The sequence below is a fragment of the Pseudomonas antarctica genome, assembly GCF_001647715.1.
Taxonomy (GTDB): Bacteria; Pseudomonadota; Gammaproteobacteria; order Pseudomonadales; family Pseudomonadaceae; genus Aquipseudomonas; species Aquipseudomonas antarctica_A.
Genome location: NZ_CP015600.1, coordinates 4,093,387 through 4,119,538, shown reverse-complemented (window position 1 = coordinate 4,119,538; position 26,152 = coordinate 4,093,387). Strand labels below are relative to the sequence as shown.

Below are 26,152 nucleotides of genomic sequence, written 5' to 3'. Positions count from 1 at the left end.
GGGGCTTGCTCCCACATTGGAACCGAGCCGGGTTTCAGACTTCCGGCAAGGTCGACCCGCCGTCCACCACCAGGGTTTGGCCGGTGATATAGCCAGCCAGATCGGAGGCCAGAAACAGCATGGCGCCGGCGATATCCGCCGCCGAGCCCAGGCGCCCGAGCGGCACGCGGCTGGCGATGCTGGCATTCAGCGCGGCGTCGCCCAGGTTGCCCATCGCCGGGGTGGCGATCATGCCCGGCTCCACACCATTCACCCGCACCTTCAGCGACGCCAATTCCAGCGCCGCGTTGCGAATAAAGCCGTTGACCCCGGCCTTGGACGCCGCGTAATGACTGAGCCCTGGATAGCCGACCCGATTGCCGGTGACCGAAGACGTCACCAGCACGCAACCACGACCCTGCGCGCGAAACGCCGGCAAGGCCGCCTGGGTCAGCCAGAACAATGCTGACAGGTTGACCGCCAAGGTCCGTTGCAGGATGGCCGGGGTGATGTCAGCAAACGCCGTCAGCGGAAAATACCCGGCGTTGTGCACCAGGACATCCAGTCGCGCCAACCCTTGGACACAGGCGAACACCGCCTCTGACTCCGCCAGGTCGACGCCCACGGCTTCGACGCGGTAACCCTGCACGCAGAGTGCGGCGGCAACCTCCTGGGCTTGCGCGAGCAGGCGGTCGGCAATCACGACCTGCGCGCCGCGACGGGCAAACGCTTCGACGATACCGAGCCCAATGCCTTGCGCGCCGCCGGTGACCAACACCACACGTCCGCTGAAATCCAGGTCATTCACCATGGCTGGGCTCCAGTCGCGTGAAGGCCAATGTGGGCACATCGACAATGCTCGAACCGCCGTCGGCGACCAACGTCGCCCCGGTGATGATCGATGCATCACTGGACGCCAGGAAGCGACAGGCTTTGGCGATTTCCTCGGCGCGTGCGGCCCGGCGCAGCGGCACATCGGCGCACACCCGTTCATAAGCCTGTTGCAGCGTATCGCCATAGGCATTCATCAGCGGCTGCATTTCCGCATCAGCCATGGGGGTGTGCACCCAGCCCGGGCATACCGTGTTCACCCGCACGCCGTGGGGCCCATAATCCCGCGCGAGCGAGCGGTTAAGCCCGAGGAGCGCATGCTTGGCCGTGGTGTAGCCGCACACGTCGGGCCCTGCCGCCAACGAGGCGATGGAGCCGATCAGCACAATATTGCCCGCGCTTTCCTGCAACATCGGCAGGCAGGCGCGGGCGCTGTAGAACGCGCTGTCGAGGTTGCTGCGCAGTGCACTTTCCCAAGTGGCCGGGCTGGTCTGGGTCGCGCTGCCCACGCCATGGCCACCCGCGCAAGCCAGCAGCACATCCAGGCGCCCGTAGTGTTCGCGGATCTGCCGGATAAACCCGTCCCAGGTGTCCGGGCAGGCGGCGTCGCCCACCAGGATCAGTCCGCCGGTTTGTCGGGCCACCTGTTCCAGCGGCTCACGGCGCCTGCCGATCAGCACCAACCGCGCGCCGTCCTCAGCATACAACCGCGCACACGCAGCGCCGATACCGGTGCCGGCACCCGTGATGACGACCGTGCGCGGCTCAGTCACGAGGGTACTCCGTGCGGTTAAGCACCTGGCAATAGGAGCTGATGGGGAAGTTCGACAGCGCATCGAATGACGCCCCGGCGTAGCCAAAAATTTTGCCGTCGCTGCGGTGCTGTTGCAGGTCGATCAGCACCAGGCCGAGGGTGGGTACGATTTTTTCTTGCCACACAAACAGGTACAGCTGTTCGGCGATCTTGTAGTAGTGGCAGCGGTCGGTGTCGCACAAGCCTTGCTCCACGCCCTTCAAACATTGCCAGGCATAGAAGCGTGGGTTGAGGTAGATGTGCTCATAGATTTCGCTGGGGCTGTAGCGATATTGATTGCGCAGGCCCAGCAGTTCGTCGGTTGGCGCATGCAGGCAGTGGCCGTCTTGCCACGGGCGGTCGAGGCTGCCGTGCAGGAAGTCGACCTGCACCGAGCTCAGCGGTTTACCGGCCAGGGCTCGGTGGTAAAGGCCTTCGTGGGTTTCCGATTGTTCGGGCAGGCGGCCGATCACCGCCGTAAACGACTCGCCCGGTGTATCCAGCACCAGGCTGATCGACCAGCTTTGCCCGGCCTCATGCTTGATGAAGTCCACCAGGTACAACCCCGGGCGAATCGAGGTGGCGCGGTAGGGCGCGCTGCCGCTGGAGTGCCCGTCGGCGGCCTGCCAGGCCAGGCGGTCCTGCTCGAAACGGTGCTCGATCTGCCAGCCATTGGCGAAGTGCAGGGTAAACGTCTTGCCGGCCAGTTCGGCGAGGTTGGGCAGGATAAACGCTTGCGGGGCAAACCCGTCGGCCAGGGCGCCCACGGTGATCCAGTCTGGGGAACTCGTCATGGCAACGCTCCCTTAGGCAACGGCGAAGTAGTGTTTGACGAAACTCTCGCTGACCACTTCCCACAGCACGGGTGTGCCCTTGGTCACGAACCAGCTGTCGCCGGCCTTGTAGCGCGCGGATTGGCCGGTGGATTCGTCGGTCAGGACCACTTCGCCGGTCACCACTGTGGCCTGCTCAGCGAACGGGTAGACCATGCGGAACTTGCCCTGTGTGGTGCCGAAGTAAGCACTGCTGACCGGATCGGTAGGCGCGCCGAAGGTCATCTTGCCGAAGGCACGCACCTCGCCTTCGAGGATCTCTGAGCCGAGATCGGCCACGGTACCCCAGGCGTCGAGTTCCGACAGCTGGACGTTGTGCTTGAGGGTGGTAAGGGTCATGGCAGTTGCTCCTGATAAGGAAATGAAAATTAGCGGCGCCCGTTCCAGTAGCCGGAAAGTTGGTGCCAGGATTTGCCTGCCGTCAGCAGCAAGGGGCGGATCGCGTCCTTGCCGATGATGGTCGGGCGATGAATCGAGCTGACCAGGTCATACCGCGCCGAGCCTTCGCTCATGCCTTCGGCCAGGACCTTGCAGATGATGTGGCTGGGGGTGACGCCAAAACCTGAATAGCCCTGCACGAAAAACGCGTTGCTGCGCCCTGGCAAAGTGCCGATCTGCGGAAACAGATTAGGGCTGCACGCCATCGGCCCGCCCCACGCCAGGTCGATTTTCACGTCCTTGAGGTAGGGGAAAATCTTCAGCATCAGGTTGCGGTTCCAGGCCTTCAGGTCGCCGGGAATATGCTCCACCAGTGGCGTCGCGGCACCGAACAGCAAGCGGTTTTCATTGGTTACGCGGTAGTAGTCGATCACCGGGCGAATGTCGCTGTAGGCCCCGCGAATCGGGCTGATGCGTTGGATCAGCTCCTCGGACAACGGCTCGGTCATCATCTGGAACGCGTAGGTGTTGATGGTCGAACGGTGCAGCTCCGGTTCCAGCTTGTTGAGGAAACTGTCGCAGGCCCACAGCAACTTGCTGGCGCGGACCGAGCCGCGGCCGGTGCGCACGGTGATGCGCTCGCCATAACTGACGTCCAGGGCCGGGCTGTTCTCGAAAATCTTTACGCCATGGCTGGCCAGGGCGGTGGCTTCGCCCAATAGCAGGTTGAGCGAGTGCACATGCCCGCCGCCCATGTGCAGCAGGGCGCTGGTATAGGCTGTGGAGCCGATGATCTGCTGCACGTCGGCGCCGCCGAGAAAGCGGATCTCATGCTGGCTGTTGATCGACTTGAAGTCCTTTTCCCAGGCGCGCAGGGTTTTTTCCTGGCGGGCGTTGAAGCCCATGTAGCCATAGCCGTGGCAGAAATCCGCGTCGATGTTGTACTTGGCGATGCGGTTCTTGATGATGTCGGCGCCCAGGTCGCTGATCTCGAATATCTGGCGCAGGCCGTCTTCGCCCACATCCTTTTTGATCTTCTCCAGGTCATGGCCGATGCCCGCCATGATCTGCCCGCCGTTGCGCCCGGTGCCGCCAAAGCCCAGGTAGCGCGCTTCGAGCACCACAACATTGGTGATGCCTTTTTCCGCCAGTTCCAGGGCAGTGTTGATACCGGAGAAACCGCCGCCAATCACCACGACATCGGCGTCGATGTCCTGCTCCAGCGTGGGGAAGCTGAGGTTGTATTTCTTGGTGGCGGTGTAATACGTGGGGGTTTCGATGTTGATCATGGCGCAGCCTGAAAAGGTGAAGGAAGGCGCTAAAGCGGATGCCTCCATTAGGGGCCCTGGCGGGACGGATGTCTTGACCCTGCGTGCCCAGGCTTTTGATTCAGCGCGCCATGGACAGGTGCGGCAAACAAGTTATAGCGCGCTCACTGGCCGGGAATGCTAGAGTTTCGTTAAATTATTAACTAAATAACCCGTGACCCTGATCCCTATGCTTAAACCTCGACAATCCCTGACATTGGCCCTGCTGCAAGCCCGCGAAGCTGCCATGAGTTTTTTCCGGCCCTCCCTGAATGAACACGGCCTGACCGAACAGCAATGGCGGATCATCCGCATCCTTGAGCAACACGGTGAGCTGGAGATTTACCAACTGGCGGAACTGGCCTGCATCCTCAAACCGAGCATGACCGGCGTGCTGGTGCGCATGGAGACCGCCGGCATGGTGCACCGGCGCAAGGCCGAGCAGGACCAGCGCCGTGTGCTGGTGACCCTGGCCGACAAGGGCAAGGCGAGTTTCGAGTCCATGAGCCATTGCATGGAAGCCAACTACCAGCGCTTGCAGGATCAATTCGGTACGGAGAAGTTCGAGGCCCTGTTGGGCCTGCTGGATGACTTGAAGAACATCAAGCGCTGAAACAATTGCTCAAACGCCACACATCAAAGTGTGGGAGCTGGCTTGCCTGCGATAGCGGTGTACCTGTGACAACTAACCCCATTGGCCCACCGCCATCGCAGGCAAGCCAGCTCCCACATGAGATCTCAGTAGACACCACCGGTGTGTGAGGCTTCGGGAGCGCCCTTGAATCTCCCCGCCAAACTCTGCAAGCCACGCATCAACACCGTGGTATCCACACCCACCGCCACAAACGTCGCACCCAGTTCGATGTAGCGCCGCGCCAGCGTTTCATCCGCACTGAGAATTCCCGCCGCCTTGCCCGCGTGTACGATGCGCGTGATTGCCTGTTCAATTGCCGCCTGCACCGCAACGTGCCCCGGGTTACCGCGATGCCCCATGGACGCACTTAAATCCGCCGGGCCGATAAACACACCGTCCACGCCTTCGACTGCGGCGATGGCGTCCAGATTGGCCAGGCCTTCAGCGCTTTCAATCTGCACCAGGAGGCACATCTGCTCATCGGCCTGGTCGAGGTAACCGGGGATGCTGTTCCAGCGCGAAGCGCGGGCCAAAGCACTGCCGACGCCACGAATGCCCTGGGGCGGGTAGCGCATGGCACGCACCAGTTCGCGGGCCTGCGCGGCGCTTTCAACCATTGGCACCAGTAATGTCTGAGCGCCGATATCCAGCAGTTGCTTGATCAGCGCGCTGTCGCCGATCACCGGGCGAATCAGCGCCTGGCTGGGATAGGGCGCGATGGCCTGCAATTGGCCAAGCATGCCTGGCAGAGCGTTGGGCGCGTGTTCGCCATCGATCAGCAACCAATCGAAACCTGCGTTGGCGGCCAGCTCGGCACAGTAGGCATTCGCCAGGCCGAGCCACAGGCCGATCTGTACGTCGCCCTTGTTCAGGCGTTGTTTGAAGCGGTTGACAGGCATGTCCATGACAATCTCCAGTGGTCAGACGAAACGGCAGGCGATCGACCCGAGCGTGTCGTAGTCGACATGGAAGGTATCGCCGGGGCGTGCCGCCACCGGGCGTGTAAACGAGCCACCGAGGATGATTTGCCCGGGCAGCAGCGTGACGTCATACGCCGCCAGCTTGTTGGCCAGCCACGCCACGCCCTTGGCCGGGTGGTTAAGCACCGCAGCCGACACCCCGGACTCCTCGATCACGCCATTGCGGTACAGCACCGCCGGCACTTTGCGCAGGTCGATGTCGGTGGGCCGCACGGCGCGGCCGCCCATCACCACTCCCGCATTCGCGGCGTTGTCGGAGATCGTGTCGAAGACCTTGCGGGTCGCGTGGGTCTGTGGGTCGACCTGTTGGATGCGCGCGTCGATGATCTCCAGCGCCGGGATCACCCACTCAGTGGCGTCGAGGACGTCGAACACCGTGCAGTTCGGGCCCTTGAGCGGTTTGCCGAGGATGAAGGCCAGTTCCACTTCCACCCGAGGGACAATGAAACGCTCGAAGGGAATATCACTGCCTTCGTCGAAAAACATGTCATCGAGCAGCGCGCCATAGTCGGGTTCGGTGATGTTCGATGACACTTGCATGGCCCGTGAAGTCAGGCCGATTTTGTGACCCTTCAAGGTACGGCCGTCCTTGATCTTCTGCGCGACCCAGGCGCGCTGGATGGCGTAGGCGTCTTCAATCGTGATGCCAGGGTAGTCGAGGGAGAACTGGCGCACCTGTTCGCGGCTGCGTTCGGCGCGGTCCAGACGGGTAGCGGCCTCATGGATGTGCTGTGAGTCGAGCATGGCAACGGTCTCTAGTGTGGGTTGACGATGGCGGCGTGGGTGCGCAGCACCAGCAGGCCGCCGAGGGCGATAAACAGGGCGAGTACGTAAAGCGCGAGGCTGGCGCTCTGGGTGGCGTCGCGCATCCAGCCGATCAGGTACGGCGCGAGGAACGCGGCGACGCTGCCGAACGAGCTGATCATGGCGATGCCGGCGGCCTGGGTGGTGTTGGAGAGAAACGCTGGCGGCAGTTGCCAGAACATCGGCAGGGCGGCACTGGCGCCCATGCCGGCGACCACCAGCCCGCTCATCACCAGCAGCGGATTGCCTGGCGCCAGGCCGGTCACGGCGATACCGACGGCGGCCATCAGCAATGGCACACACAGGTGCCAGCGACGTTCGCGGTGTCGGTCGGACGAGCGTCCGCAGCCGATCATGAAGAAGCACCCGGCCAGATACGGCACGGCGCTGAGCAGGCCAACCTGGCTGTCGCGGCCGATGCCAGCGCCGTGGATCAGGGTCGGCATCCAGAACGCCAGGGTGTTTACCGCCAGCATCACCGCAAAGTACACCGCCACCAACAGCCACACCTGCGGGTCACGCAGGATGCCGCTGAACGAGGTGATGGTCTTGCGCTGTTCTTCGCTGCTCAGTTGGGCGTGCAGTTGCTGTTTTTGCTCGGCCGTCAGCCAGTTCACCGAGTCGAAACCGTCCGGCAAGCACTTGAGCACCACCAGCCCCAGCAGCACCACCGGCGCGCCTTCGATCAGAAACATCCACTGCCAGCCGCGCAGGCTGCCCACGTCGTGGAAGTTCTCCAGAATCGCCCCGGAGAGTGGTCCGCCCAACACGCCGGCCATCGGCACTGCAATGGCGAACAGCGCGGTGACCTGGGCACGCCGGCGTGCCGGGTACCAGCGGTTGAGAAACACCAGGATGCCCGGGAAAAACCCGGCCTCGGCCACCCCCAGCAAAAAGCGCAGCACATAGAAATCACGGGCACTCTCGACCCACAACATGCCGGTGGACAACAGGCCCCACACCACCATCAGGCTGGCGATCCAGCGCCGTGGCCCGACCCGGTCAAGTGCCATATTGCTGGGTACGCCGAACAGCGCGTAGGCGATAAAAAACAGCCCGGCGCCAAAGCCGTAGACCGTGTCGCTGAAGTGCAGGTCACTGCTCATCTGCATCTTCGCGAAACCAATGTTGATGCGGTCCAGATGGGCGAACAGGTAACAGACCAACAACAGGGGCATCAGGCGCCAGGTGACTAAACGATGGGTGCGGTCGTGCTCGGCCAGCACGAGGCTGGCAGTGGAATTGGCTGTGCTCATGGTGTTGTACTTTTTGTCTGAGTGGCCGTGAGGGGAGGGCGGGACTCAGCCCGCCGGGTTGTTCAGAAATGCATGCACGTTGTTCTGCTTGAAGTTGAGCTGCGGGTGCAGTTCGACCATCTCGAATGACAGCGCCAGCAAGCGTTGCGCCTGCAGCTCGGCAAAGTGCGCGCTGATCGTCGCGAACACGGCCTCGGCCACCGCCTGTCGCGTGGGCAGGTCGCGGCCATGACCCACCTTGAGGGTCATGTGCACAAAGGCGTAGTCGTGCTTGCCATCGGCCATGCGCCAGGTGTCCAGGCGCACGCCACGGCTGCGGATGCCGCCAAGGGGAAACACGCCACTGTCCCCCAGCACGCGGTGGATCTTTTCAAACAGGCCGGGCAGGTCGGCCTGTGGTTCGATGTTGTCGGTGTACTCGGCGATAAAGTGCGGCATGGTTGCCTCCCAGGGTTACAGGGGAAAGATCGCGTTGACCTGACCGGTGCCCGAACTGCCGAACGGCGCCGTAATGATCTCGGCCGGTTTGGCATAGTCCGGCCCGCCGAGCAGGCCCAGCAGCATGGCGGTGTCGTGCATCTTGCCTTCGCCAAAACAGTGTTCGGCGTAGTCCGGCAGCATCGCGCAGAACTCCTTGAAGCGGCCTTGCTGCCACATTTGCACCACGTGCAGGTCCATCTGCTTATCGAATTCACGGGTCCAGTTATGGATGTTCGCCTCGGCTTCACGGTCGTCCGAAAAACGGTGGGAGAGTGAGCCGGAGGCCAGCACCAGCACCTTGCGGTCACTCTTTTCGATAGCCCGGCGCACGGCGGCACCAAACGCAAAGCTGTCTTCCAGGCGATGCCAGGCGCACCACGCGGCGATGGAAATGACCTTGAGCTTTTCATCCTCCGGCACGCCCATGTGCATGTAGCGCATGGGCACCAACGTGCCGTATTCCAGCTCCAGGCTCGGGATGTTATGGGCCATGGTGCGCACACCGGCCAGGTTGGCCTCGGCGGCGATCAACGCGCCCAGCTCGGGGCAACCGGGGTAGGCGTATTCCATGTTCTTGATGAAGTGCGGCAGCTCGTTACTGGTGTAGGTGCCCTGGAAATGCTCACCGCAGTTGACGTGATAGCCGCTGTTGACCAGCCAGTGCACGTCAAACACCACGGCTGTGTCCGCCCCCAATTCTCGGGCGCGGCGGCCGATTTCCGTGTGGCCGGCAATCGCCGCTTCGCGACAGCCATGATGTTTGCCGGGCAGTTCCGACAGGTACATCGACGGTACGTGGCAGATCTTCGCCGCCAGGACCACTTCGCCCATGATCATTCTCCTGAGTATTTATTCTTGTTGGAGTGCAATGTGAGGGTTACACGCCCCAACGCGGGATGTGATGGCTGCCCATGGAAATGCACACGTTCTTGATCTCGGCAAACACTTCAAAACTGTACTGGCCGCCTTCGCGCCCGGTGCCGGAACCTTTTACGCCGCCGAAGGGCTGGCGCAGGTCACGCACATTCTGGCTGTTGATAAATACCATGCCGGCTTCAATCCCGCGCGCCAGGCGATGGGCCTTGCCGATGTCCTGCGTCCAGATATACGACGCCAGGCCGTACTCGGTATCGTTGGCCAATTGCAGCGCCTCGGCTTCGTCCTTGAACGGAATCAGGCACACCACCGGGCCGAAGATTTCTTCCTGGGCGATGCGCATCTTGTTGTTCACATCGGCAAACACCGTGGGCTGGATAAACTGACCTTTGCTCAGGTGCGCCGGTAAATTGGCCGGGCGTTCCAGGCCGCCGGCGAGCAGAGTGGCACCTTCTTCGAGGCCGATTTTGATATAGCCGGTGACCTTGTCGTAGTGCGCCTGGGTGATCATCGAACCGACCTGGGTCTTGGGGTCTTGAGGGTCGCCCACAATCAGCCGCTTGGCCCGCGCGGCAAACTCAGCGACAAACTGCGGGTAGACACTTTCCTGGATAAAGACCCGGCTGCCGGCGGTGCAGCGTTCGCCATTCAGCGAAAAGATGGTGAACAGCGCGGCGTCGAGCGCGCGCTCAAGGTCGGCATCTTCAAAGATCAGCACCGGCGACTTGCCGCCGAGCTCCATCGAGTACTTTTTCAGGCCGGCGGTCTGCATGATTTTCTTGCCGGTGGCGGTGCCGCCGGTGAACGAAATGGCGCGTACATCCGGGTGGCGTACCAGCGCATCACCGGCGGTGGCGCCGTAGCCTTGAATCACATTGAGCACGCCGTTGGGAATCCCGGCTTCCACCGCCAGGCGCCCCAGTTCGTTGGCGGTCAGTGGCGACAGTTCCGACATCTTCAACACCGCCGTATTGCCCAGCGCCAGGCACGGCGCGGTTTTCCAGGTGGCGGTCATGAACGGCACATTCCACGGCGACACTAACCCGCACACACCCACCGGCTGGTAGAGGGTGTAGTTGAGCATCTGATCGTCCACCGGGTAGCTGTGGCCGTCCATGCGTGTGCACACTTCGGCGAAAAAATCGAAGTTGTGTGAGGCCCGCGGGATCAGCACATTTTTGGTCTGGTGGATCGGCAGGCCGGTGTCGAGGGTTTCCAGTTCGGCCAGGCGCGGTACGTTCTGCTCGATCAACTCACCGAGCTTGCGCATCAAGCGTGCGCGCTCCCTGGCCGGGGTGTTGGCCCATTTGGGAAACGCTTCTTTAGCGGCCGCGACAGCCCGCGCGACTTCTTCAGGCCCACCGCTGGCGACTTCGCCGATGGCATCGCCGGTGGCCGGGTTGTAGTTCATGAAGGTGTCTTTGCTTTCGACCTCACGGCCGTTGATCCAGTGTTTGATCATGGTGCTCAAGCCTCTTTCCGGGCGGAAAAGAATTCCGCCTCGCTGACAATTCGGTTGACCAGGCGGCCCACGCCTTCGACTTCCACCACCACTTCGTCACCCGGCACCACATCGGCCAGGCCTTCGGGCGTGCCGGTGGCGATCATGTCGCCGGGTTGCAGGGTCATGAAGCTGGACAGGTATTCGATGAGGTAGGGAATGTCGAAAATCATGTCGCGGGTGCTGCCTTCCTGGCGCAGCTCACCGTTGATCCAGGTGCGCAGGGTCAGGTTGCTCGGGTCGGGCACATCCGCCACATCGACGATCCACGGGCCGACCGGGGTGGTGGCGTCGCGGTTTTTAACGCGCAGGTTGGGGCGGTAGTAGTTTTCCAGGTAGTCGCGGATCGCGTAGTCGTTGCACACCGTGTAACCGGCCAGGTAATCCAGGGCGTCGGCGCGCTTGACGTTGCGCGCAGTCTTGCCGATTACCGCCACCAGCTCGCACTCGTAGTGCATGTAGGCGACGTTGTCCGGGCGCCAGGTAACCTGCCGGTGGCCGGTGTAGGTGCCGACGGACTTGATGAATGCTAGGGGCTCGGTGGGCGGTTTGAATGCCAACTCGGCGGCGTGGTCGGCGTAGTTCAGGCCCAGGGCGAACATCGTGCCGGTGGCGGGCGGCAGCCACTCCACGTGTTCTTCGGCGAGCAACCGGCCATCGCTCAGGCGCACGCTGTAATCCGCCTCCACGTGCACGGCATGGATCGCGCCTTCAAAACGAATACGGGCGTGTTTCATCGCGCTGCCTCCGCCTGCACGGTGTTGGCCAAGCGACCGACACCGCTGATTTCAACTTCAACCCTGTCTCCAGGCTGCACATCCACGCGACCTTCCGGGGTGCCGGTAATCAGCACGTCGCCAGGGTGCAGGGTCATGAACTCGCTGATTTCGGCGATCAATTGCGCAATATCCCGTACCCAATTGGCGGTGGAGTTTTGCTGGCGCAGTTCGCCGTTGACGAAGAGTCTGAGGCTCAGTTGATTGGGGTTGGTCACCTGATCCCGCGCGACCCAATCCGGCCCGAAGGCACAAAAACCATCGCGGCATTTGGCTTTCACGGCGGGGCGGTAGTAACTGTCTTCCGGCAGGCTGAATTCATTCACCACCACATAACCGGCCACATGCGCCATGGCGTTTTCCAGGCTGACGCGGCTGGCACGCTGGCCGATCACCACACCCAGGGCCGGCCCTGGTTGCAGGCGTTCACCCTGAGGAAACACCACCACACCGTCGTGCTCATTGCGCGTATTCGGGGTCTTGATAAACAGCACCGGTTTGCTCGGCGGCTGCTGATAGGGCGCCTGCTGGAAGGCGGCGAGATGCTGGTCCAGCAAGCCCTGGTAGTTCAGCGCAACGCCGAACAAGGTGCCGCTGGCAACATCATGCAGGGTACGGCTCATGCGTTTCTCCTGGCGGTGGCGACTGCTGCATAGGCAGTTCGTTAATGTATTAACGTTATAATTAATATGTTAACTACCGTCAAGCATGGCAAAATCCAGCAGCATCCGAACAACAAGAAGAGTGCACTGTGAAGCCGATTCCCAACATCAACATCGGGCAGGTCTACGACCAGCGTTACAGCGATGCCGAGGTGCATTACGACAAGCTCGCCAACCTGGCAGGATTTTTCGGGCGCAATATGCCCGTGCATCGGCATGACCGATTTTTCCAGGTGCATTACGTGAAGAGCGGCGCGGTGCGGGTGTATCTGGATGATCGCCAGTACGTTGAATCAGGGCCGATGTTTTTTCTCACACCGCCCACGGTGCCCCATGCGTTTGTGACTGAACCGGATGCGGACGGGCATGTGCTGACGGTGCGTCAGCAATGGGTGTGGGCCTTGATTGACGCCGACCCGAGCCTTGCCTCCGGGGCCGCGTGTGTGGCGCTGAAGGCAGATGCCCAAGGATTGGATCAACTGTTCGAAGCGTTAAGCAGCGAGATCAACGCCCAGTGGGCAGGGCGCGCCGCTGCACTGGAAAGCCTGACGCGCCTGATCATGATTCGCCTGCTGCGCCTGTGTGCCAACTCGCTGCCGGCGCGCCCGACGCGGCATGAAGACCTGCGTATCTTCCATCGTTTCAACGAACTGATCGAAGCGCATTACCTGGAGCATTGGCCGCTGGCACGTTACGCCGGGGAGGTCGGTGTCACCGTCGCGCGGCTCAATGAAGTCTGCCGGCGCATGGCCGACCTGCCGTCCAAGCGCCTGATCCTGGAACGGGTCATGCAGGAAGCCAAGCGCCTGCTGCTGTTTACCGGCAGCTCGGCGAATGAAATCTGCTACCAGCTGGGGTTCAAAGACCCGGCGTATTTCAGCCGGTTTTTCCTTCGTTACGCACAGGTGACGCCGGGGGAGTACCGGCTGCGGCAGTCGGGGTTGAGTTGACGTTCCACGCGCCACCCAGCGCCGTATACAGGTTCACCTCCGCGACCAATTGGGCCAACCGATCGACGATCAGCGCCTGCTGTGAACTGAACAGCGAGCGCTGCGCATCAAGGAACGTCAGGTTGCTGTCGACACCGCTGCGGTAGCGGTGTTGGGCCAGGTCGTAATAGGCCTGGTTGGCCGCGACGAAATCCCGTTGCGCCTGCAGTTGGTCGTTGAACGTCTGACGGGCGGCGAGGCCGTCGGCGACTTCCTGGAACGCGGTCTGGATGGATTTTTCGTACTGGGCCACCGTAATGTCTTTCTGCAATTTGGCGTAGTCGAGGCTGGCGCGCAGGCTGCCGGCGTTGAAGATCGGCAGGTTGATTTGCGGTTGGAAGGTCCAGGTGCCCGTGCCACCCTTGAACAACCCTGACAGTTCGGTGCTGGTGCTGCCGGCGTTGGCCGTGAGGGTGACCGAAGGAAAAAACGCTGCGCGGGCCGCGCCGATATTCGCGTTGGCCGCTTGCAACTGGTACTCGGCCTGGAGGATATCCGGGCGCCGTTGCAGCAGGTCGGAGGGCAAGCCTGCGGGCACGCGCGCCACCAGATCATCGGCCAGTGGCCGCGACGGCAGGTGCTCATCCACCGGGCCGCCGACCAGCAGGGCAAGGTTGTTGAGGTCCTGGGCGACCTGGCGCTCATAACGGGCCACGCTGGCGCGGGTACTTTCGACGGCTGTGCGGGCTTGTACCACCTCCAGCGCCGAAGCCTTGCCCGCACTTTTGCTGCGGCTGGTCAGTTGCCAGCTGTGGTCGTTGGCCTTCAGGGTTTGCTGCGCCAGGGCCAGCAGTTCCTGGTCGGCGCGCCAGGTCAGGTAGGCATTGGCGACGTTGGCGACCAGGCTCAGTTGTGTGCTGCGCCGGGCTTCCTCGGTGCCCAGGTAAGTGAGCATCGCCTGCTCGCTGAGGCTGCGCACGCGGCCGAACAAATCCAGCTCATAGGCGCTGAGCCCTAACGTGGCCGAATAGTTGGACGTGATCGCCGACTTGCCGGTGCCGGTTACATCGGCCGGCAACTTCTGGCGTTTGCCGGCGCCTGTTGCGGACACCGCCGGGAACAGGTCCGCACGCTGGATGCGGTACTGGGCCTGGAACGCTTCCACATTCAGCGCGGCAACCCTGAGGTCACGGTTGTTGACCAGCGCGGTGCCAATCAGCTGTTGCAAGGCCGGGTCGTGAAACAGTTGCTGCCAGTCCGGCTTTACCGCCACGGTGTCGGCCTGCGCCAGGCTGTAGACGCCGCCTTGGGGGTACTGCGCAGGTGTCGGCGCTGCAGGCCGTTGGTACTCGGGGATCAGCGAACAACCGCCGAGCATCCAGGCCACGCCTACGCTGGTGAGTGTCCATTTGTTCATCAGGCGCCAACCATCCATTTGGCCAATCCATGCCGCCCACTCACGCCCAATTTGGCGGCGGCGCGCTTGAGGTAGGTTTCGATCGAGCTGTTTTTCACGCTGAGTTTTTCCGCCATCTGCGGCACGGTGCCGCCGGTCAGCAGGCCGAGGCAAACTTCCTGCTCGCGCGCCGACAGGGTGATATCGCTGAGGGACAAGCGCTTGTAGAACTCGCGCTGCAACTGCGATTGTTCCAGCAGGTTCTGGGCCGGCTCGGACTCGGCGTGCGGCGTCAGACGCAGAAGGTGCGCATGCCGCTCCAGCAAGGGCAACAAGGTCTCCGACAAGCATTTGAGAAACGACAACTGCGCCAGGGAAAAGCCCTGCTGGGTGGGCGAGCGGTAGAACGAAATCACGCAGCGCCGATTGCCCTGACGCGATACCAGATTGCACTGGTGCGAGCTGCCACGCGGATGCGCGCTGTTGGCTTTGGCCTTCATCTGGATCAGCAGTGGGTCTTGCATGCGCAGCATTTCCCGCAACAGCGGATGGTCATTCAGCGCATGCACGGTCTGCGGGGCAGACCAGTCATTTTGCAGCCCGGCGCTGCCGAGCAGCTTGATGTCGAGCACGCTGTCGCGCAGTTCGTCCAGGGTCCATTCACTCAGGTCGACCAAGTGAATCGGTACCCATTTATCCACCAGATGCAGCATGTTGGCGGCGAAGTTTTCCTGGCCGCTGTTAGAAATCAACTCGCCCATTTCTGCATAGAAATGCGGGCTGTGCGTGTCGCCAATACTGCGGGTCAGACTCATAGCCATCTCATCCTTGATGTCGAAAACCGTCAACGGACGCCCTGGGTCTGTGTGGGGCTATCCGTACTCCTTGAACGTAACTCGGCGTTCGAGATTTTATTTAGCCATAGCGATTTGTCCTACGTATGTAGCGGAAACGAGGGACACAACCTGCCATAAAGTCCACGTCATTAATTCGACGTTTCTGACGGCGGATGCCACCCACGAAAAGCCACAAACGAATTTTAGGATTATTTAACCATATGATATTTAACGAAAAATAATTTCAGCTAAACACGCTGGAGAAAACCACAGCGGCCAGATATAGCCAATCTCCTACAACGCTTTAATCGATCCAGCAATGAACCATCAGCCAGACCCGGTTCTGTCCCCTCGGATGTCCGGGTTTAGGGTGACAGACAGGCCCCGACCCCCATGCTCAAATCCGGCAATTTCGGCGTAATGGGCCCCTGCGCGGCCAGTGCCTGACCCCCATGAGAAGGATCTTATGAAGCATTCCACCAGCCTGCCGCCCAGCTTCCCCCTCACTGCCGCCCAACAGGACATCTGGCTCGACCAACTGCGCGTGGGCAACTCGCCGCTGTACAACATTGGTGGGTATGTCGACTTCGCCGGCCCGATCGTGCCGGACCTGATCCAGCGTGCCGTCGAGCTGCTGGTAGCCAAGCACGATGCCTTGCGTACCCAACTGCACAGCGACGCCAACGGCTTGCCCCGGCAAACCTTCGCCGCCACGTTGAAGGTGGAGGTGCCACACCACGATTTCTGCGCATTGCCCGATCCGCAGACGGCCGCCCAGGCCTTGATGCAAGCGCAAATGGCGCGGCCCTATGCCATGGCCGGTGAACCGCTGTTTCGCTTTTTCCTGGTCAAGCTCGACGACGACCATTACCGCCTCGGCACCCAGGCCCATCACCTGATCCTCGACGGCTGGGGCTTCGGCCAGATGCTGCAATCCCTGGCTCGTCTCTATACCGACCTGAAGCAGGGTCGGCCACCGGAGCCGCATGCGCCGTCCTATATCGACTTTATCGACACCGACCAGCGCTACCTCCAGTCCGCCCGTTATGCCCGCGACCGTGCCTACTGGCTGGATAAATACAAGGCATTACCCGAGCCATTGTTGGCACCTCGGCACAACGCCCAGGCGCCAAGTAACACTCTGGTAGAACCGTTTCCGGTGGCACTGCTCAACCGGATGGAACAAGTGGCCAACCGTTACCAGGCCTCGGCATTCCATGTGCTGCTGGCCGCGATGTACGTGTATTTCACCCGCACCAGCCAGCGCGATGAGTGGGTGGTGGGGTTGCCGATTCTTAACCGTTCCAACGCGCGGTTTCGCTCCACAGTAGGGTTGTTTGCCCAAGTCAGTGCGGTGCGGTTTCAGTTCGATCAGCAACTACCTTTCAGCGCACTCGTGCGTGGCGTGCGTGACCAGCTCAAGCAGGACTTTCGCCACCAGCGTTTCCCTTTGAGCGAGATGAACCGTGAACTGGGCCTGCGACGATCCGATCGCGGCCAGCTGTTTGATCTGTCGGTGTCCTTCGAGCAAGACGACCATGACCTGCGTTATGGTCAGGTCCAGGCTCGTGCGATCAAGGTGTCCAACCACCATGAGCCGCTGCCGATTGCCATCCACCTGCGCAGCAACCGTTACCAGGACACCGCGTGCCTGCATTGCGTGTACAACGAGGCGTATTTCAGGCATGACGAGGTACAGGCGTTGGCGCAGCGCTTCACCAGTCTGCTGGAGCAGGGGTTGCAGAACACCGCGTTGACGGTCGCCGAGTTTTCCCTGGTGACACCCGCCGAACAGGCCCAGCTGCAGCAGTGGAATGCCACTGCACAGCCCAATGCCACACCGCAAACCCTGCACCGGCGCATTGAAGCGCAAGCTGCGCGCGCTCCGGAGGCTATCGCGGCGGTGTACCAGGGGCGGCAACTGACCTATGCCCAACTTGATCAGCAGGCCAATGCGCTGGCTCATCAACTGCTGGAACACGGCGTACAGCCGGATGATCGCGTGGCGATCGTGGCCCGACGCGGGCTGGACACCCTGGTCGGGCTGTTGGCGATTCTCAAGTCCGGCGCCTGTTATGTGCCGGTGGACCCGGCCCATCCCGCCGAGCGCCTGAACTACCTGCTGCACGACAGTTCACCCGTGGCGGTGTTGACCCAGCATGACGTGCTGCCGCGCCTGCCCATGCTGGACGTGCCGGTGATCCGGCTGGATCAGCAAACCTGCGCCCTCAGTGACAGCCCGCGTGTGGTGGTCACACCATCAAACCTTGCCTATGTGATCTACACCTCAGGTTCTACGGGGTTGCCCAAAGGTGTGATGGTCGAGCACCACACAGTGTCGAACCTGGTGGACTGGCACTGCCGGGCGTTCAACCTGCACGCGGGCAGCCACACCGCCAGCGTGGCCGGGTTCGGCTTTGATGCGATGGCCTGGGAGGTCTGGCCGGCGCTGTGCGTGGGGGCGACGCTGCACCTGGCGCCGGCGCACGACGGCGCCGAAGACATTGACGCGCTGCTCGACTGGTGGCGCGCGCAGCCGTTGTACGTGTGCTTTCTGCCGACACCGGTGGCCGAGTACGCCTTCAGCCAGCGCCTGGAGCATCCGACCCTGCGCACCTTGCTGATCGGCGGCGACCGCTTGCGCACCTTCACGCGGGCGCAGACCTTCGATGTGATCAATAACTACGGCCCCACCGAAGCCACCGTGGTCGCCACGTCCGGGCGTGTCGAGGGCGGCCGGCCGCTGCATATCGGCGGGCCAATCGCCAATGCCACGGTCTATTTACTGGATCAACAGCAACGGCCGGTGCCCATCGGTGTGGCGGGGGAGTTGTACGTCGGCGGCAAGGGCGTGGCGCGCGGTTATCTGAACCGTCCCGAGCTGAGCGCCGAGCGCTTTCTGCACGACCCTTTCAGTCAAGGCCGGATGTACCGCACCGGCGATCTCGCGCGCTGGATGCCCGATGGCAATCTTGAATACCTGGGGCGCAATGATGACCAGGTGAAAATCCGTGGTGTGCGTATCGAGTTGGGGGAAATCGAGTCCGCGCTGGCCAGCCATCCTGCCGTCAAGGAAGCGGTGGTGCAGTATCGCGAAGGTCAACTGCTGGCCTGGTTTATTGCGCAGCACAGCGTCGCCATCGAAGGGCTACGGGCCCATCTGCAAGCCTCGCTACCGGACTACATGCTGCCGGCGGCCTATGTGAAGCTGGATGTGCTGCCCCTGACCGCCAACGGCAAACTCGACCGCAAGGCGCTGCCTGCACCCACGCAGGCGGCGTTTGTCACGCGCTTGTTCGAGGCGCCGCGCGAGGGTGTGGAAACCCGACTGGCGCAGATCTGGGCCGAGCTACTGCAAGTGCGGCAGATCGGGCGGCATGACCATTTCTTTGAGCTGGGCGGGCACTCGCTGTTGGCGGTGCAGTTGGTACAACGCATGCGTCAGGCAGGGTTGCATGCCGATGTGCAGGTGCTGTTCGGCCAGCCGACGCTCGCCGCGCTGGCAGCGGTCACGGGTGGCAGCGACGTGCACGTGCCTGCCAATCGGATTCCGTCAGGTTGTACCCATATCACGGCAGACATGCTCGCACTGGCTGAACTCGACCCGGACAGCCTTGAGCGCATTGTCGCCGGTATCCCCGGTGGCGCGGCGAATGTGCAGGAAATCTACCCGCTGGCGCCGTTGCAGGAAGGCTTGCTCTACCATCACATCACCGACGAGCGCGACCTCTACCAGCAACATGCGATGTTCAGCTTTGCGCGTCGCGAGCAGTTGGACGCGTTTGCTCAGGCCTTGCAGCAAGTGATCAACCGCCACGATATCCTGCGCACCAGCCTGGTGTGGGACGCTCTTGAGCAGCCGATGCAAGTGGTGTGGCGCGAAGCTCGCTTGCCGCTCGGACCGCTCAGCGAACAGCATGCGCCGCTGGACTTGCGCCAGGCCCCGCTGATGGCGCTGGACTATGCCGAAGACCCGCACAACCAGCGCTGGATCGCCAAGTTGCGCTTCCACCACCTGGTCAATGACGCCACTTCAATGACGGTACTGGCGGACGAAATTCGCGCGCATATGCTGGGTCAACAGGCGCAGCTTCCCGCGTCGGTGCCGTATCGCAATGTCGTGGCGCAGAGCCGCTGCACTGAGCGACAGGCCGCTCACGAGGCGTTCTTTCGAGAGCAATTGGCGACTGTCGACGAGCCGACCCTGGCCTTCGGTATGCAGGAGCACCAGGTCGATCGTGCTGAGATCGAAGCCTTTGAATGCCCGATAAACGACGCCCTCAGCCAACGCCTGCGCGGCCAGGCGCGTGCTCTTGGGGTCAGCGCCGCCAGCCTGTTTCACCTGGCTTGGGCCCAGGTACTCAGGCAGGTGTCAGGGCGCGACGACGTGGTGTTCGGCACCGTGCTGCTGGGCCGTTTGCAAGCGGGCGAGGGCGCCGACCGTGCCCTCGGCATGTTCATCAACACCTTACCGTTGCGTGTGCGGCTGGCCGGGCAAACCGTGGTCGACGCGCTGAGTGACACTCACGCGCAGCTGAGCGCTTTGTTGGCGCATGAACAGGCGTCCCTTGCGCTCGCCCAGCGTTGCAGCAGCGCGTCGCCGCTGTTCAACAGCTTGCTCAACTACCGACACGCCAGTGCCGACATGGATTTCAAGCTGGTGCCAGGCGTCGCTTTGCTCGGCAGTGAAGATATCCTCAGCTATCCGCTGATGGTCACGGTGATTGATGTCGCAAGCGGCTTTGATCTCAAGGTCATGGCGCCCTGCAAGGTCGGCGCCGAACGACTCTGGGGCTATCTCGATACCGTGCTCAACGGGCTCGTGGACGCGCTTGAACACACGCCGAAAGCGCCCTTGCGCGAGGTGCAGGTGTTACCCGCCAGTGAGTTGCGCAGGTTATTGGTGGACTTCAATACGACCGAAACCGACTACCCCGAAAACCTCACCGTACACGCATTGTTCGAAGCCCACGCGCGCCACATTCCGCATGCCATCGCTGTGCAAGCCGGTAGACGGCAATTGACCTACCGCGAGCTCAACGAGCGCGCTAATCAGTTGGCCTTCCACCTGCGCGAGCGCGGGGTGCAGCCCGATTCACGGGTGGCGCTGTGTGTCGAGCGCGGCCTGGATCTGGTGGTGGGATTGCTGGCGATCCTCAAGGCGGGCGGGGCCTATGTGCCACTGGACCCGGGCTACCCGCGCGAGCGCCTCCTTTACATGCTCGAAGACAGTCGCCCCGTGGTGCTGCTGGTGCAGGCCGCTACCCGCGATCTGCCGGGCGAAGTGTCGATCCCGGTTCTCGACTTCGACCGTTGTGCCTGGAGCCAGGCGCCAACCGGTAACCCATTGGTGCCAGGCTTGACCGTCGCCAGCCTGGCCTATGTGATGTACACCTCAGGCTCCACAGGCACACCCAAGGGCGTGATGGTTGAGCATCGCGGCCTGGGCAACCTGATGCATTGGGCTTCCCTGCTGTGCCCGAACGCCGAGGGCGGTGCGTTGCTGCAAAGGGCGCCGTTCAGCTTCGACGGTTCGGTGTGGGAGCTGTTCTGGCCGTTGACCAATGGCATGCGCCTGGTACTGGCTCGGCCCGATGGTCATCGCGACCCGGCCTACCTGGCACAGGTGATTCGCGAGCAGCACATCACCGTGATTCAGTTTGTGCCGGCGATGTTGCAGCAGTTTCTCGAACTGGAGGAGTCGGCCCTCTGCACCAGCCTCACTGACGTTTTGTGCGGCGGCGGTGAACTCTCCGAAGCGTTGGCCCGTGGCGTGCAGGCGCGCTTGCCCAAGGTGCGATTGCACAACGTCTACGGCCCCACCGAAGCAACCGTGGACAGCTGCGCCTGGACTCTGGAGCCGGATGCGCCGGTGCCCACCCGGCAATTGCCGATCGGGCGGGCGATCAACAATACCCGCCTGTACGTGCTGGATGAATACGATGCACCGGTACCAATGGGCGTCAGCGGCCAGTTGCATATCGGCGGTGTCGGCGTTGCCCGCGGCTACCTGGGGCTGGCTCAGATGACTGCCGAGCGTTTTATCGACAGCCCCTTCGTGGTCGGCGACCGTCTGTATCGCACCGGCGACCTGGTGCGTTACTTGCCGGATGGCAACCTGGAATTCCTGGGGCGCAATGACTTTCAAGTGAAATTGCGCGGCGTGCGCCTGGAGCTGGGCGAAATCGAGTCACGCCTCGCGGCGCACCCGGCGTTGCGAGAGGTGGCGGTGTTGATTCGCGATGAGCGTTTGGTGGCGTATTTCACCTTGCGCGGCCAGGCGCCGACCCTGGAAACCTTGCGCGCCCATGTGCTGGAGCAATTACCCGAATACATGGTGCCGGCGGCCTTTGTCCAGCTTGACGCATTACCCCTCAACCCCGCCGGCAAACTCGACCGCAAGGCGCTGCCGGAGCCCGGATTGGAGTCGGTGGTGAGTCGTGCTTATGAAGCACCGGTAGGCGAAGTGGAAACGTTGATGGCGGGTATCTGGGCCGACGTCTTGAAGCTGGAGCGGGTAGGGCGCCACGACCACTTCTTCGAACTGGGCGGGCATTCCTTGCTGGCGGTAAACCTGGTGGCGCGCCTGCGCAAGGCAGGGCTGGCGGTGGATGCGCGAACCTTATTCAGTCAGCCGACACTGGCGCAGTTGGCCGCGTGCACGGTGGCGCAGGTGTCACGCGTAGAGGCCCCTCAAACCGCGATCCCCCAACTCAACCGCCGCCGCCGAATCTGAAGATTGAGTTGAAATACAATTAATCGTGAGAGGGGGCTTGCTTCCGATTGCGGTGGTTCAGTTTGTACATGGGGCGCACTTCAATTCGCCAAATGCGGTGCGCTTGCTGTTCGGCAGGTGCAACTGCACACGATGGCTGCTGATCGATTGCAAGCTCTGCAGAGGGAGGGGCGCCAGCGTCGTCGGCAACATCACTTCCGGCGGCACGCTCACCGACAACTGGACCCGCGGGGTATGGCGAGCACAACGCAGTTGCCGGAATCCACAGATCATCGAGCCTGGCGCATTCACCCGCCTGGGCTAACTGAATCCATTGCTCTGGCCGCGCTCCCCAATCGGGTGTGCCTAGGGGCATCAACCAGCGGAATTCAAGGGGCATCTACAAGCGCCATGCCTGCCGCTGCAACAACCGTTTGAGCGTCTGGGCCCGGCTGATAGACAGTCGCTGGTGCTGCCCCTGGTGTTTGCCTGGCAGCCCAGATCCTGTGGGGGACGTAGCCAAGTACCCTGTAGTAACCCACGACAAGACCTTGCCGGTGTCGCTTCCGGAGCGGTTTACTCGGTTCGGGGTTATTCGTAACGGGACGGAGTGTCGGTCGGGCGGTAAAGGACAGGTGGCGGTGCACATCAACAAGATGAATTGATTGCTTAGTGACGAAGTGGATTCCAATTAGGGGTGCATCTTTGTTCGGAAGGTCAGGTTGAGTTGAACCATTTGTCGGATTATTTCCTGATTTTTGTGAATGTGATCTTCTTCCTACAAAAAACGTTTGCGATAGAACTTGTTTGTTTTTATAGGTCGACAATGCGTAACGTATTAATTTTATAAAGTTTTGATGTTGTCATCTAAGTTGAAATGCGGTTTTAGTGTTTTATACAACCATTAAGCGTCCGATTTTTTTGAGTGAAACTTCCTGTTGTTGATAGTCAGGCTTCCTAGATGAGGTTTTTGAAAGTGTTGCCATTTTTTTAGGTAGGGCTAGAGTGTTTTTGTCGCTTGTTAATAAGTGGCTCACGATCAACGCAGGTACGGAAGTTGGAGAGTTGAAATGGCCAATGAAGAGTTTGGAGAGTTTATTTTTAGTTTTGATGCGGAGTATGGTTTTAACCCGTATGCAGGTAATGCCGGTGCGTCTGGCAGTCAAGGAGGCTGCGGTGGTAGCGGAGGGTGTGGCGGCGGCGGTGGATGTAACGGAGGAAGTGGTGGGTGTCATAATTCGATAACGGAGCATCCAACAGCGGCTGAGTAGATTCAGTAATCACTCACCTAAAGAGGTTTTCTGGCGTACTACAGAAAACCTCTACAGGAGATCGTGCTATGAATATAATCATACCCAATTATGAGATCCTAAATTTTGAAACGGAAAGCCTAGTCATTTCTGAGCTTGGAATGTCGAAAGTCCACTCGCAGCCGTTGCTGAAAGCATTACGTAAACTAAAGCTGTCGAAGGTGATGACGAGAGTAGAGTTTGATGAGGTACTAACGGAAAACGGCCTGAGTAAAAATAAGGCGTTTGAGTTTCTAGAAAGAATTATTCCTTTTAAGTTTGTGGAGGAAGTGTATTTTGAAGAGACGATAGTTGTCCATGACTGGCAAGGTCAGGTTGATGTTGAAGCGTTGATTAAGAAAGATGTTTCTGGCAGTCTGGAATTTAAGTCGTTTTCAAGTGGCATGGTTGAGCGGGTCCGGGGTAAGAGATGCTTCATTGTTTTGTTGTGTCATTCCTATGAATATGAAAGTGTTAAAAGTTTATATTTCGAACTCGCGTACGCATCGCCCGAAAGCGCCATTAGCGTGTGCTGGCAAATGGGTAACTTTTTTTGTATGGGGCAGCCCTATATTGCAGAGATAGGAAATCCTTGTCATTTCTGTACCGTCGACAGGCTTAATAATAATGAGTCGATGATGCCGGGCAAAAATAGTTGGGCGAGTGTTCTGGCTTTTTGTAGGAAAAAGCATGTGGGTGTCCCTGCCAAGTCACTTAGCCTTTATCAAGAGATGATCGTTGTCGGTGCGGTTATCAGAATGATAAAATTTTTCACTCAATACAGTGACGGTTGTAAATACCAGGACAATATTCTGCATGGCGCATACCTTCAATTAACCGATGGCCAGATTTTCGAAGAGCCTAATTCGCACTGGTACATGTGTGATTGCTTGAGGGGAGAAAAGTGAAAAATATTCCTCATGACTACTATTTAAGATTCATAGAATCCGCAGTGTATGATGAAGTGCTTGAATTTCATTGCAAAGGCAATTTTACGTTTCATAAGGCGATCAAGGATCGCACCTGTCTGCATCGGTTGGATGAAAAGCACCTCGGGCAACTAACAGGGAATGAATTGGCTTTTTATCCAGACTTGGATTTGACAGTGACGTTCACCTTGCCTCAGGAAGAAAGAGTTAAATCGTTGTACAGAAATGAATCGTGTGAACGGTTTTTACCTCTGCCTTTAGATTTTACGGATGTTGAAAAATTGATGTGTCCATTGCTTTCAAGGAGGAATGATTCACACAAAAGAGGATATCCAAGAGGCGGTGCACTTTACCCTGCCGAAGTTTTTCTCTGTTCACTGACTGAGGAGAATTCTAACTGGCCCTGCGCTGGGAAAATTTTGCATTTACTCCCGAGATCCCGAAAATTTGAAGTGATGCAGATTGACACGGACATCGAAGCGCTAAAAGCGGCCCTGCTGTCTTCTCCCCATGACATCGGAACACCCAGCCTTGCGCTCATTTACGTAAGCTATATGCCGAAAAATTTGTTCAAGTATCGGTACCGTGGGTACCGGATGGCACTTATGGAAGTTGGCTCAATTTATATGCTTGTGGAACTGCAAGCTAAAAAGCTGGGGCTGGCGTGTCGGCTGTGGTCTGCGTATACAGACTCGATGCTTTGTAAGGTTCTCGGGATTAACCCTGCTTTGTTCTTTCCAATGTGCGTTCATTTTATAGGTAAACAGCATGAGACTTATTAATGCAATGCAGAAGCCAGATCTCCCCGGAATACTATTATTTCAGCCTGCGTGCGTGCGCTCCTTACCTAATACTGTAGAAGTGTCAGATGCCCTGTCCGCGAACGGGTCTGGTGTGGGGGATGGTTCGAATTCAATTAAAACAGGTTTGGGTGAGTATTTTGAGCGTCGTCATTTTTACAGAGAAGTTCTTCCAAGACGACGAGGTTGTCTTGGTGAATTTTTAACAGAGCCTGAGGTGTGTCGTTTTGCAGAAGCATTTATTCAGACGGCGTCCAGGAAATTTTCAATCGGGGAAATTGAAGAGTATAACTTTGCTTTGACTGAAGTGGTTAGGGCGTCGGACTTTACTAAGTGTTTTATTCCTACCGCTTGTATTTCGCTCTCGTCGTATGGTGCAGATGAGGATAGCGTGCTTTATCCCCTGCGAGATACATGTGGGTGTAGCTTTCACTGGCATTCAGATGTCGCCTTCTTGGGAGCAATTAAGGAATACTTTGAACGCCAAATGCTTATCAGGTTCTGGCTGACGAAGAAATGCCGCTCTCGAGTTTCTCTTGCTCACGTGAGTGAAATGCTAGTGGGGAGAAGTGTTCAGTACTTATGTAGTGCTCTGGCTGCTTCAGGAGAAATAAGCTTTTTTGATATATCCGATGCCAGGTTTCCTGGCGTTTGTATACTGGTTGTTTATGGGCAGAAACAAACTCAGCGTCACGTAAAATATTGTGCCGGGATGTCCTATTCGTCGGACCTGCCTGTCGCCTTGGAGAAGGCGTTGCTTGAACTATGGCAAACGTTTCGGTTTATGGACTTGTTCAAGGCGACTGATTCGGAAGAGGCGATGCTTGAAGACTCCTATATTCGTTATTTCCTGAGTTGCAATACGTATAAAACCTATCAGGAGATTACCGACGTTCTAGAGTGCGGAGGTGTGGCGTCTCAGCACCCATTTACCCTTCCCGGATTCTTGTCGATACTCAAACAGTTGGATATTTTGGGTTATTTTTATTCAAGGTTCGAGAAGGTCAATGGAGTAGGTTGTGTTTTTGTTAAGTTTGTCTCTCCTGACGTGTTCCTTCATATGAATAATTCGAAAAATTTCAATTTAAAGAATAAATATTCGAGAGGGTTCAAGTCCTCGATACTGCGCTCCCGGTTGGAAAAGATGGTCCCGTTTCCGTGAGGTGAA

Annotated in this window: 22 protein-coding genes; 7 read left to right on the top strand and 15 right to left on the bottom strand. The window is 59.7% G+C overall.

From position 1 onward, the window contains the following. Window positions 1-34: 34 nt before the first annotated feature. From A7J50_RS18395 to A7J50_RS18375, 5 genes are read right to left on the bottom strand one after another with little or no spacing between them, the layout of a single operon-like run. The gene (locus A7J50_RS18395) at window positions 35-790 is read right to left on the bottom strand and encodes an SDR family oxidoreductase (protein WP_064453099.1); all 756 of its coding nucleotides are present in this window, start codon (window positions 788-790) and stop codon (window positions 35-37) included. Further along, complete coding sequence (locus A7J50_RS18390; RefSeq protein WP_064453098.1) at window positions 780-1,583, bottom strand: SDR family NAD(P)-dependent oxidoreductase; 804 nt, start codon at window positions 1,581-1,583, stop codon at window positions 780-782. Before A7J50_RS18390 ends, A7J50_RS18395 begins: the two co-directional genes overlap by 11 nt. After that, window positions 1,576-2,397 carry a molybdenum cofactor biosynthesis F family protein gene (locus A7J50_RS18385; protein WP_064453097.1) on the bottom strand — a complete coding sequence of 274 codons (822 nt, stop codon included), beginning with the start codon at window positions 2,395-2,397 and terminating at the stop codon, window positions 1,576-1,578. Before A7J50_RS18385 ends, A7J50_RS18390 begins: the two co-directional genes overlap by 8 nt. Window positions 2,398-2,409: 12 nt before the next feature. Beyond that, entirely contained in the window at window positions 2,410-2,775 is a 366-nt protein-coding gene (locus A7J50_RS18380; protein WP_064453096.1) for a cupin domain-containing protein, read from the bottom strand. Between the two features lie 29 nt (window positions 2,776-2,804). Further along, the gene (locus A7J50_RS18375; protein WP_064453095.1) at window positions 2,805-4,103 is read right to left on the bottom strand and encodes an NAD(P)/FAD-dependent oxidoreductase; all 1,299 of its coding nucleotides are present in this window, start codon (window positions 4,101-4,103) and stop codon (window positions 2,805-2,807) included. 208 nt (window positions 4,104-4,311) lie between these two features. Here A7J50_RS18375 and hpaR point away from each other — a divergent pair, with 208 nt between their 5' ends. After that, window positions 4,312-4,734, top strand: a complete 423-nt coding sequence (gene hpaR, locus A7J50_RS18370; protein WP_064453094.1) for a homoprotocatechuate degradation operon regulator HpaR — start codon at window positions 4,312-4,314, stop codon at window positions 4,732-4,734. A gap of 125 nt (window positions 4,735-4,859) precedes the next feature. Here hpaR and hpaI read toward each other — a convergent pair whose 3' ends face one another. The 8 genes from hpaI to A7J50_RS18330 are packed head-to-tail and all read right to left on the bottom strand — an operon-like array spanning window position 4,860 to window position 12,051. Continuing rightward, window positions 4,860-5,660: a 4-hydroxy-2-oxoheptanedioate aldolase gene (gene hpaI / locus A7J50_RS18365; protein WP_064453093.1), complete on the bottom strand. Its 801-nt coding sequence runs from the start codon at window positions 5,658-5,660 to the stop codon at window positions 4,860-4,862. A 15-nt stretch (window positions 5,661-5,675) separates the two neighbouring features. Further along, entirely contained in the window at window positions 5,676-6,479 is an 804-nt protein-coding gene (hpaH, locus tag A7J50_RS18360; RefSeq protein WP_064453092.1) for a 2-oxo-hept-4-ene-1,7-dioate hydratase, read from the bottom strand. An 11-nt stretch (window positions 6,480-6,490) separates the two neighbouring features. Beyond that, the gene (locus A7J50_RS18355; protein ID WP_064453091.1) at window positions 6,491-7,795 is read right to left on the bottom strand and encodes an MFS transporter; all 1,305 of its coding nucleotides are present in this window, start codon (window positions 7,793-7,795) and stop codon (window positions 6,491-6,493) included. 45 nt (window positions 7,796-7,840) lie between these two features. Beyond that, a complete protein-coding gene (locus tag A7J50_RS18350; RefSeq protein WP_064453090.1) occupies window positions 7,841-8,233 on the bottom strand; it encodes a 5-carboxymethyl-2-hydroxymuconate Delta-isomerase in 393 nt (130 codons plus the stop codon). A 15-nt stretch (window positions 8,234-8,248) separates the two neighbouring features. Then, complete coding sequence (gene hpaD, locus A7J50_RS18345; RefSeq protein ID WP_064453089.1) at window positions 8,249-9,106, bottom strand: 3,4-dihydroxyphenylacetate 2,3-dioxygenase; 858 nt, start codon at window positions 9,104-9,106, stop codon at window positions 8,249-8,251. A 46-nt stretch (window positions 9,107-9,152) separates the two neighbouring features. Further along, window positions 9,153-10,613, bottom strand: coding sequence for a 5-carboxymethyl-2-hydroxymuconate semialdehyde dehydrogenase (gene hpaE, locus A7J50_RS18340; protein ID WP_064454974.1), 1,461 nt, complete (start codon window positions 10,611-10,613; stop codon window positions 9,153-9,155). Between the two features lie 5 nt (window positions 10,614-10,618). Beyond that, window positions 10,619-11,389, bottom strand: a complete 771-nt coding sequence (locus A7J50_RS18335) for a fumarylacetoacetate hydrolase family protein (RefSeq protein ID WP_064453088.1) — start codon at window positions 11,387-11,389, stop codon at window positions 10,619-10,621. Beyond that, entirely contained in the window at window positions 11,386-12,051 is a 666-nt protein-coding gene (locus tag A7J50_RS18330; RefSeq protein WP_064453087.1) for a fumarylacetoacetate hydrolase family protein, read from the bottom strand. Before A7J50_RS18330 ends, A7J50_RS18335 begins: the two co-directional genes overlap by 4 nt. Window positions 12,052-12,179: 128 nt before the next feature. Between A7J50_RS18330 and hpaA the strand changes: the two genes are divergently transcribed. After that, window positions 12,180-13,040, top strand: coding sequence for a 4-hydroxyphenylacetate catabolism regulatory protein HpaA (gene hpaA, locus A7J50_RS18325; protein WP_064453086.1), 861 nt, complete (start codon window positions 12,180-12,182; stop codon window positions 13,038-13,040). Here hpaA and A7J50_RS18320 read toward each other — a convergent pair. Both A7J50_RS18320 and A7J50_RS18315 read right to left on the bottom strand, forming a co-directional pair. Continuing rightward, window positions 12,967-14,436 carry an efflux transporter outer membrane subunit gene (locus A7J50_RS18320; RefSeq protein WP_064454973.1) on the bottom strand — a complete coding sequence of 490 codons (1,470 nt, stop codon included), beginning with the start codon at window positions 14,434-14,436 and terminating at the stop codon, window positions 12,967-12,969. The two genes, hpaA and A7J50_RS18320, sit on opposite strands and share 74 nt — an antisense overlap. After that, on the bottom strand, window positions 14,436-15,230 hold the full coding sequence (locus tag A7J50_RS18315; protein WP_064454972.1) for a helix-turn-helix transcriptional regulator: 795 nt from the start codon (window positions 15,228-15,230) through the stop codon (window positions 14,436-14,438). The genes A7J50_RS18320 and A7J50_RS18315 overlap by 1 nt, the downstream gene beginning before the upstream one ends. A 487-nt stretch (window positions 15,231-15,717) precedes the next feature. Here A7J50_RS18315 and A7J50_RS18310 point away from each other — a divergent pair, with 487 nt between their 5' ends. The 5 genes from A7J50_RS18310 (at window position 15,718) to A7J50_RS18290 (ending at window position 26,146) form a co-directional block, all read left to right on the top strand. After that, window positions 15,718-21,987 (top strand): non-ribosomal peptide synthetase, encoded by a 6,270-nt coding sequence (locus tag A7J50_RS18310; protein ID WP_064453085.1) that lies wholly within the window; start codon window positions 15,718-15,720, stop codon window positions 21,985-21,987. Between the two features lie 990 nt (window positions 21,988-22,977). Then, window positions 22,978-23,211, top strand: coding sequence for a hypothetical protein (locus A7J50_RS31425; RefSeq protein WP_156526292.1), 234 nt, complete (start codon window positions 22,978-22,980; stop codon window positions 23,209-23,211). A 94-nt stretch (window positions 23,212-23,305) separates the two neighbouring features. After that, on the top strand, window positions 23,306-24,163 hold the full coding sequence (locus tag A7J50_RS18300; RefSeq protein WP_064453083.1) for an McbB family protein: 858 nt from the start codon (window positions 23,306-23,308) through the stop codon (window positions 24,161-24,163). Then, a complete protein-coding gene (locus tag A7J50_RS18295; protein WP_064453082.1) occupies window positions 24,160-24,966 on the top strand; it encodes a SagB/ThcOx family dehydrogenase in 807 nt (268 codons plus the stop codon). The genes A7J50_RS18300 and A7J50_RS18295 overlap by 4 nt, the downstream gene beginning before the upstream one ends. Continuing rightward, window positions 24,953-26,146: a YcaO-like family protein gene (locus tag A7J50_RS18290; RefSeq protein ID WP_064453081.1), complete on the top strand. Its 1,194-nt coding sequence runs from the start codon at window positions 24,953-24,955 to the stop codon at window positions 26,144-26,146. Before A7J50_RS18295 ends, A7J50_RS18290 begins: the two co-directional genes overlap by 14 nt. Window positions 26,147-26,152: the final 6 nt, after the last annotated feature.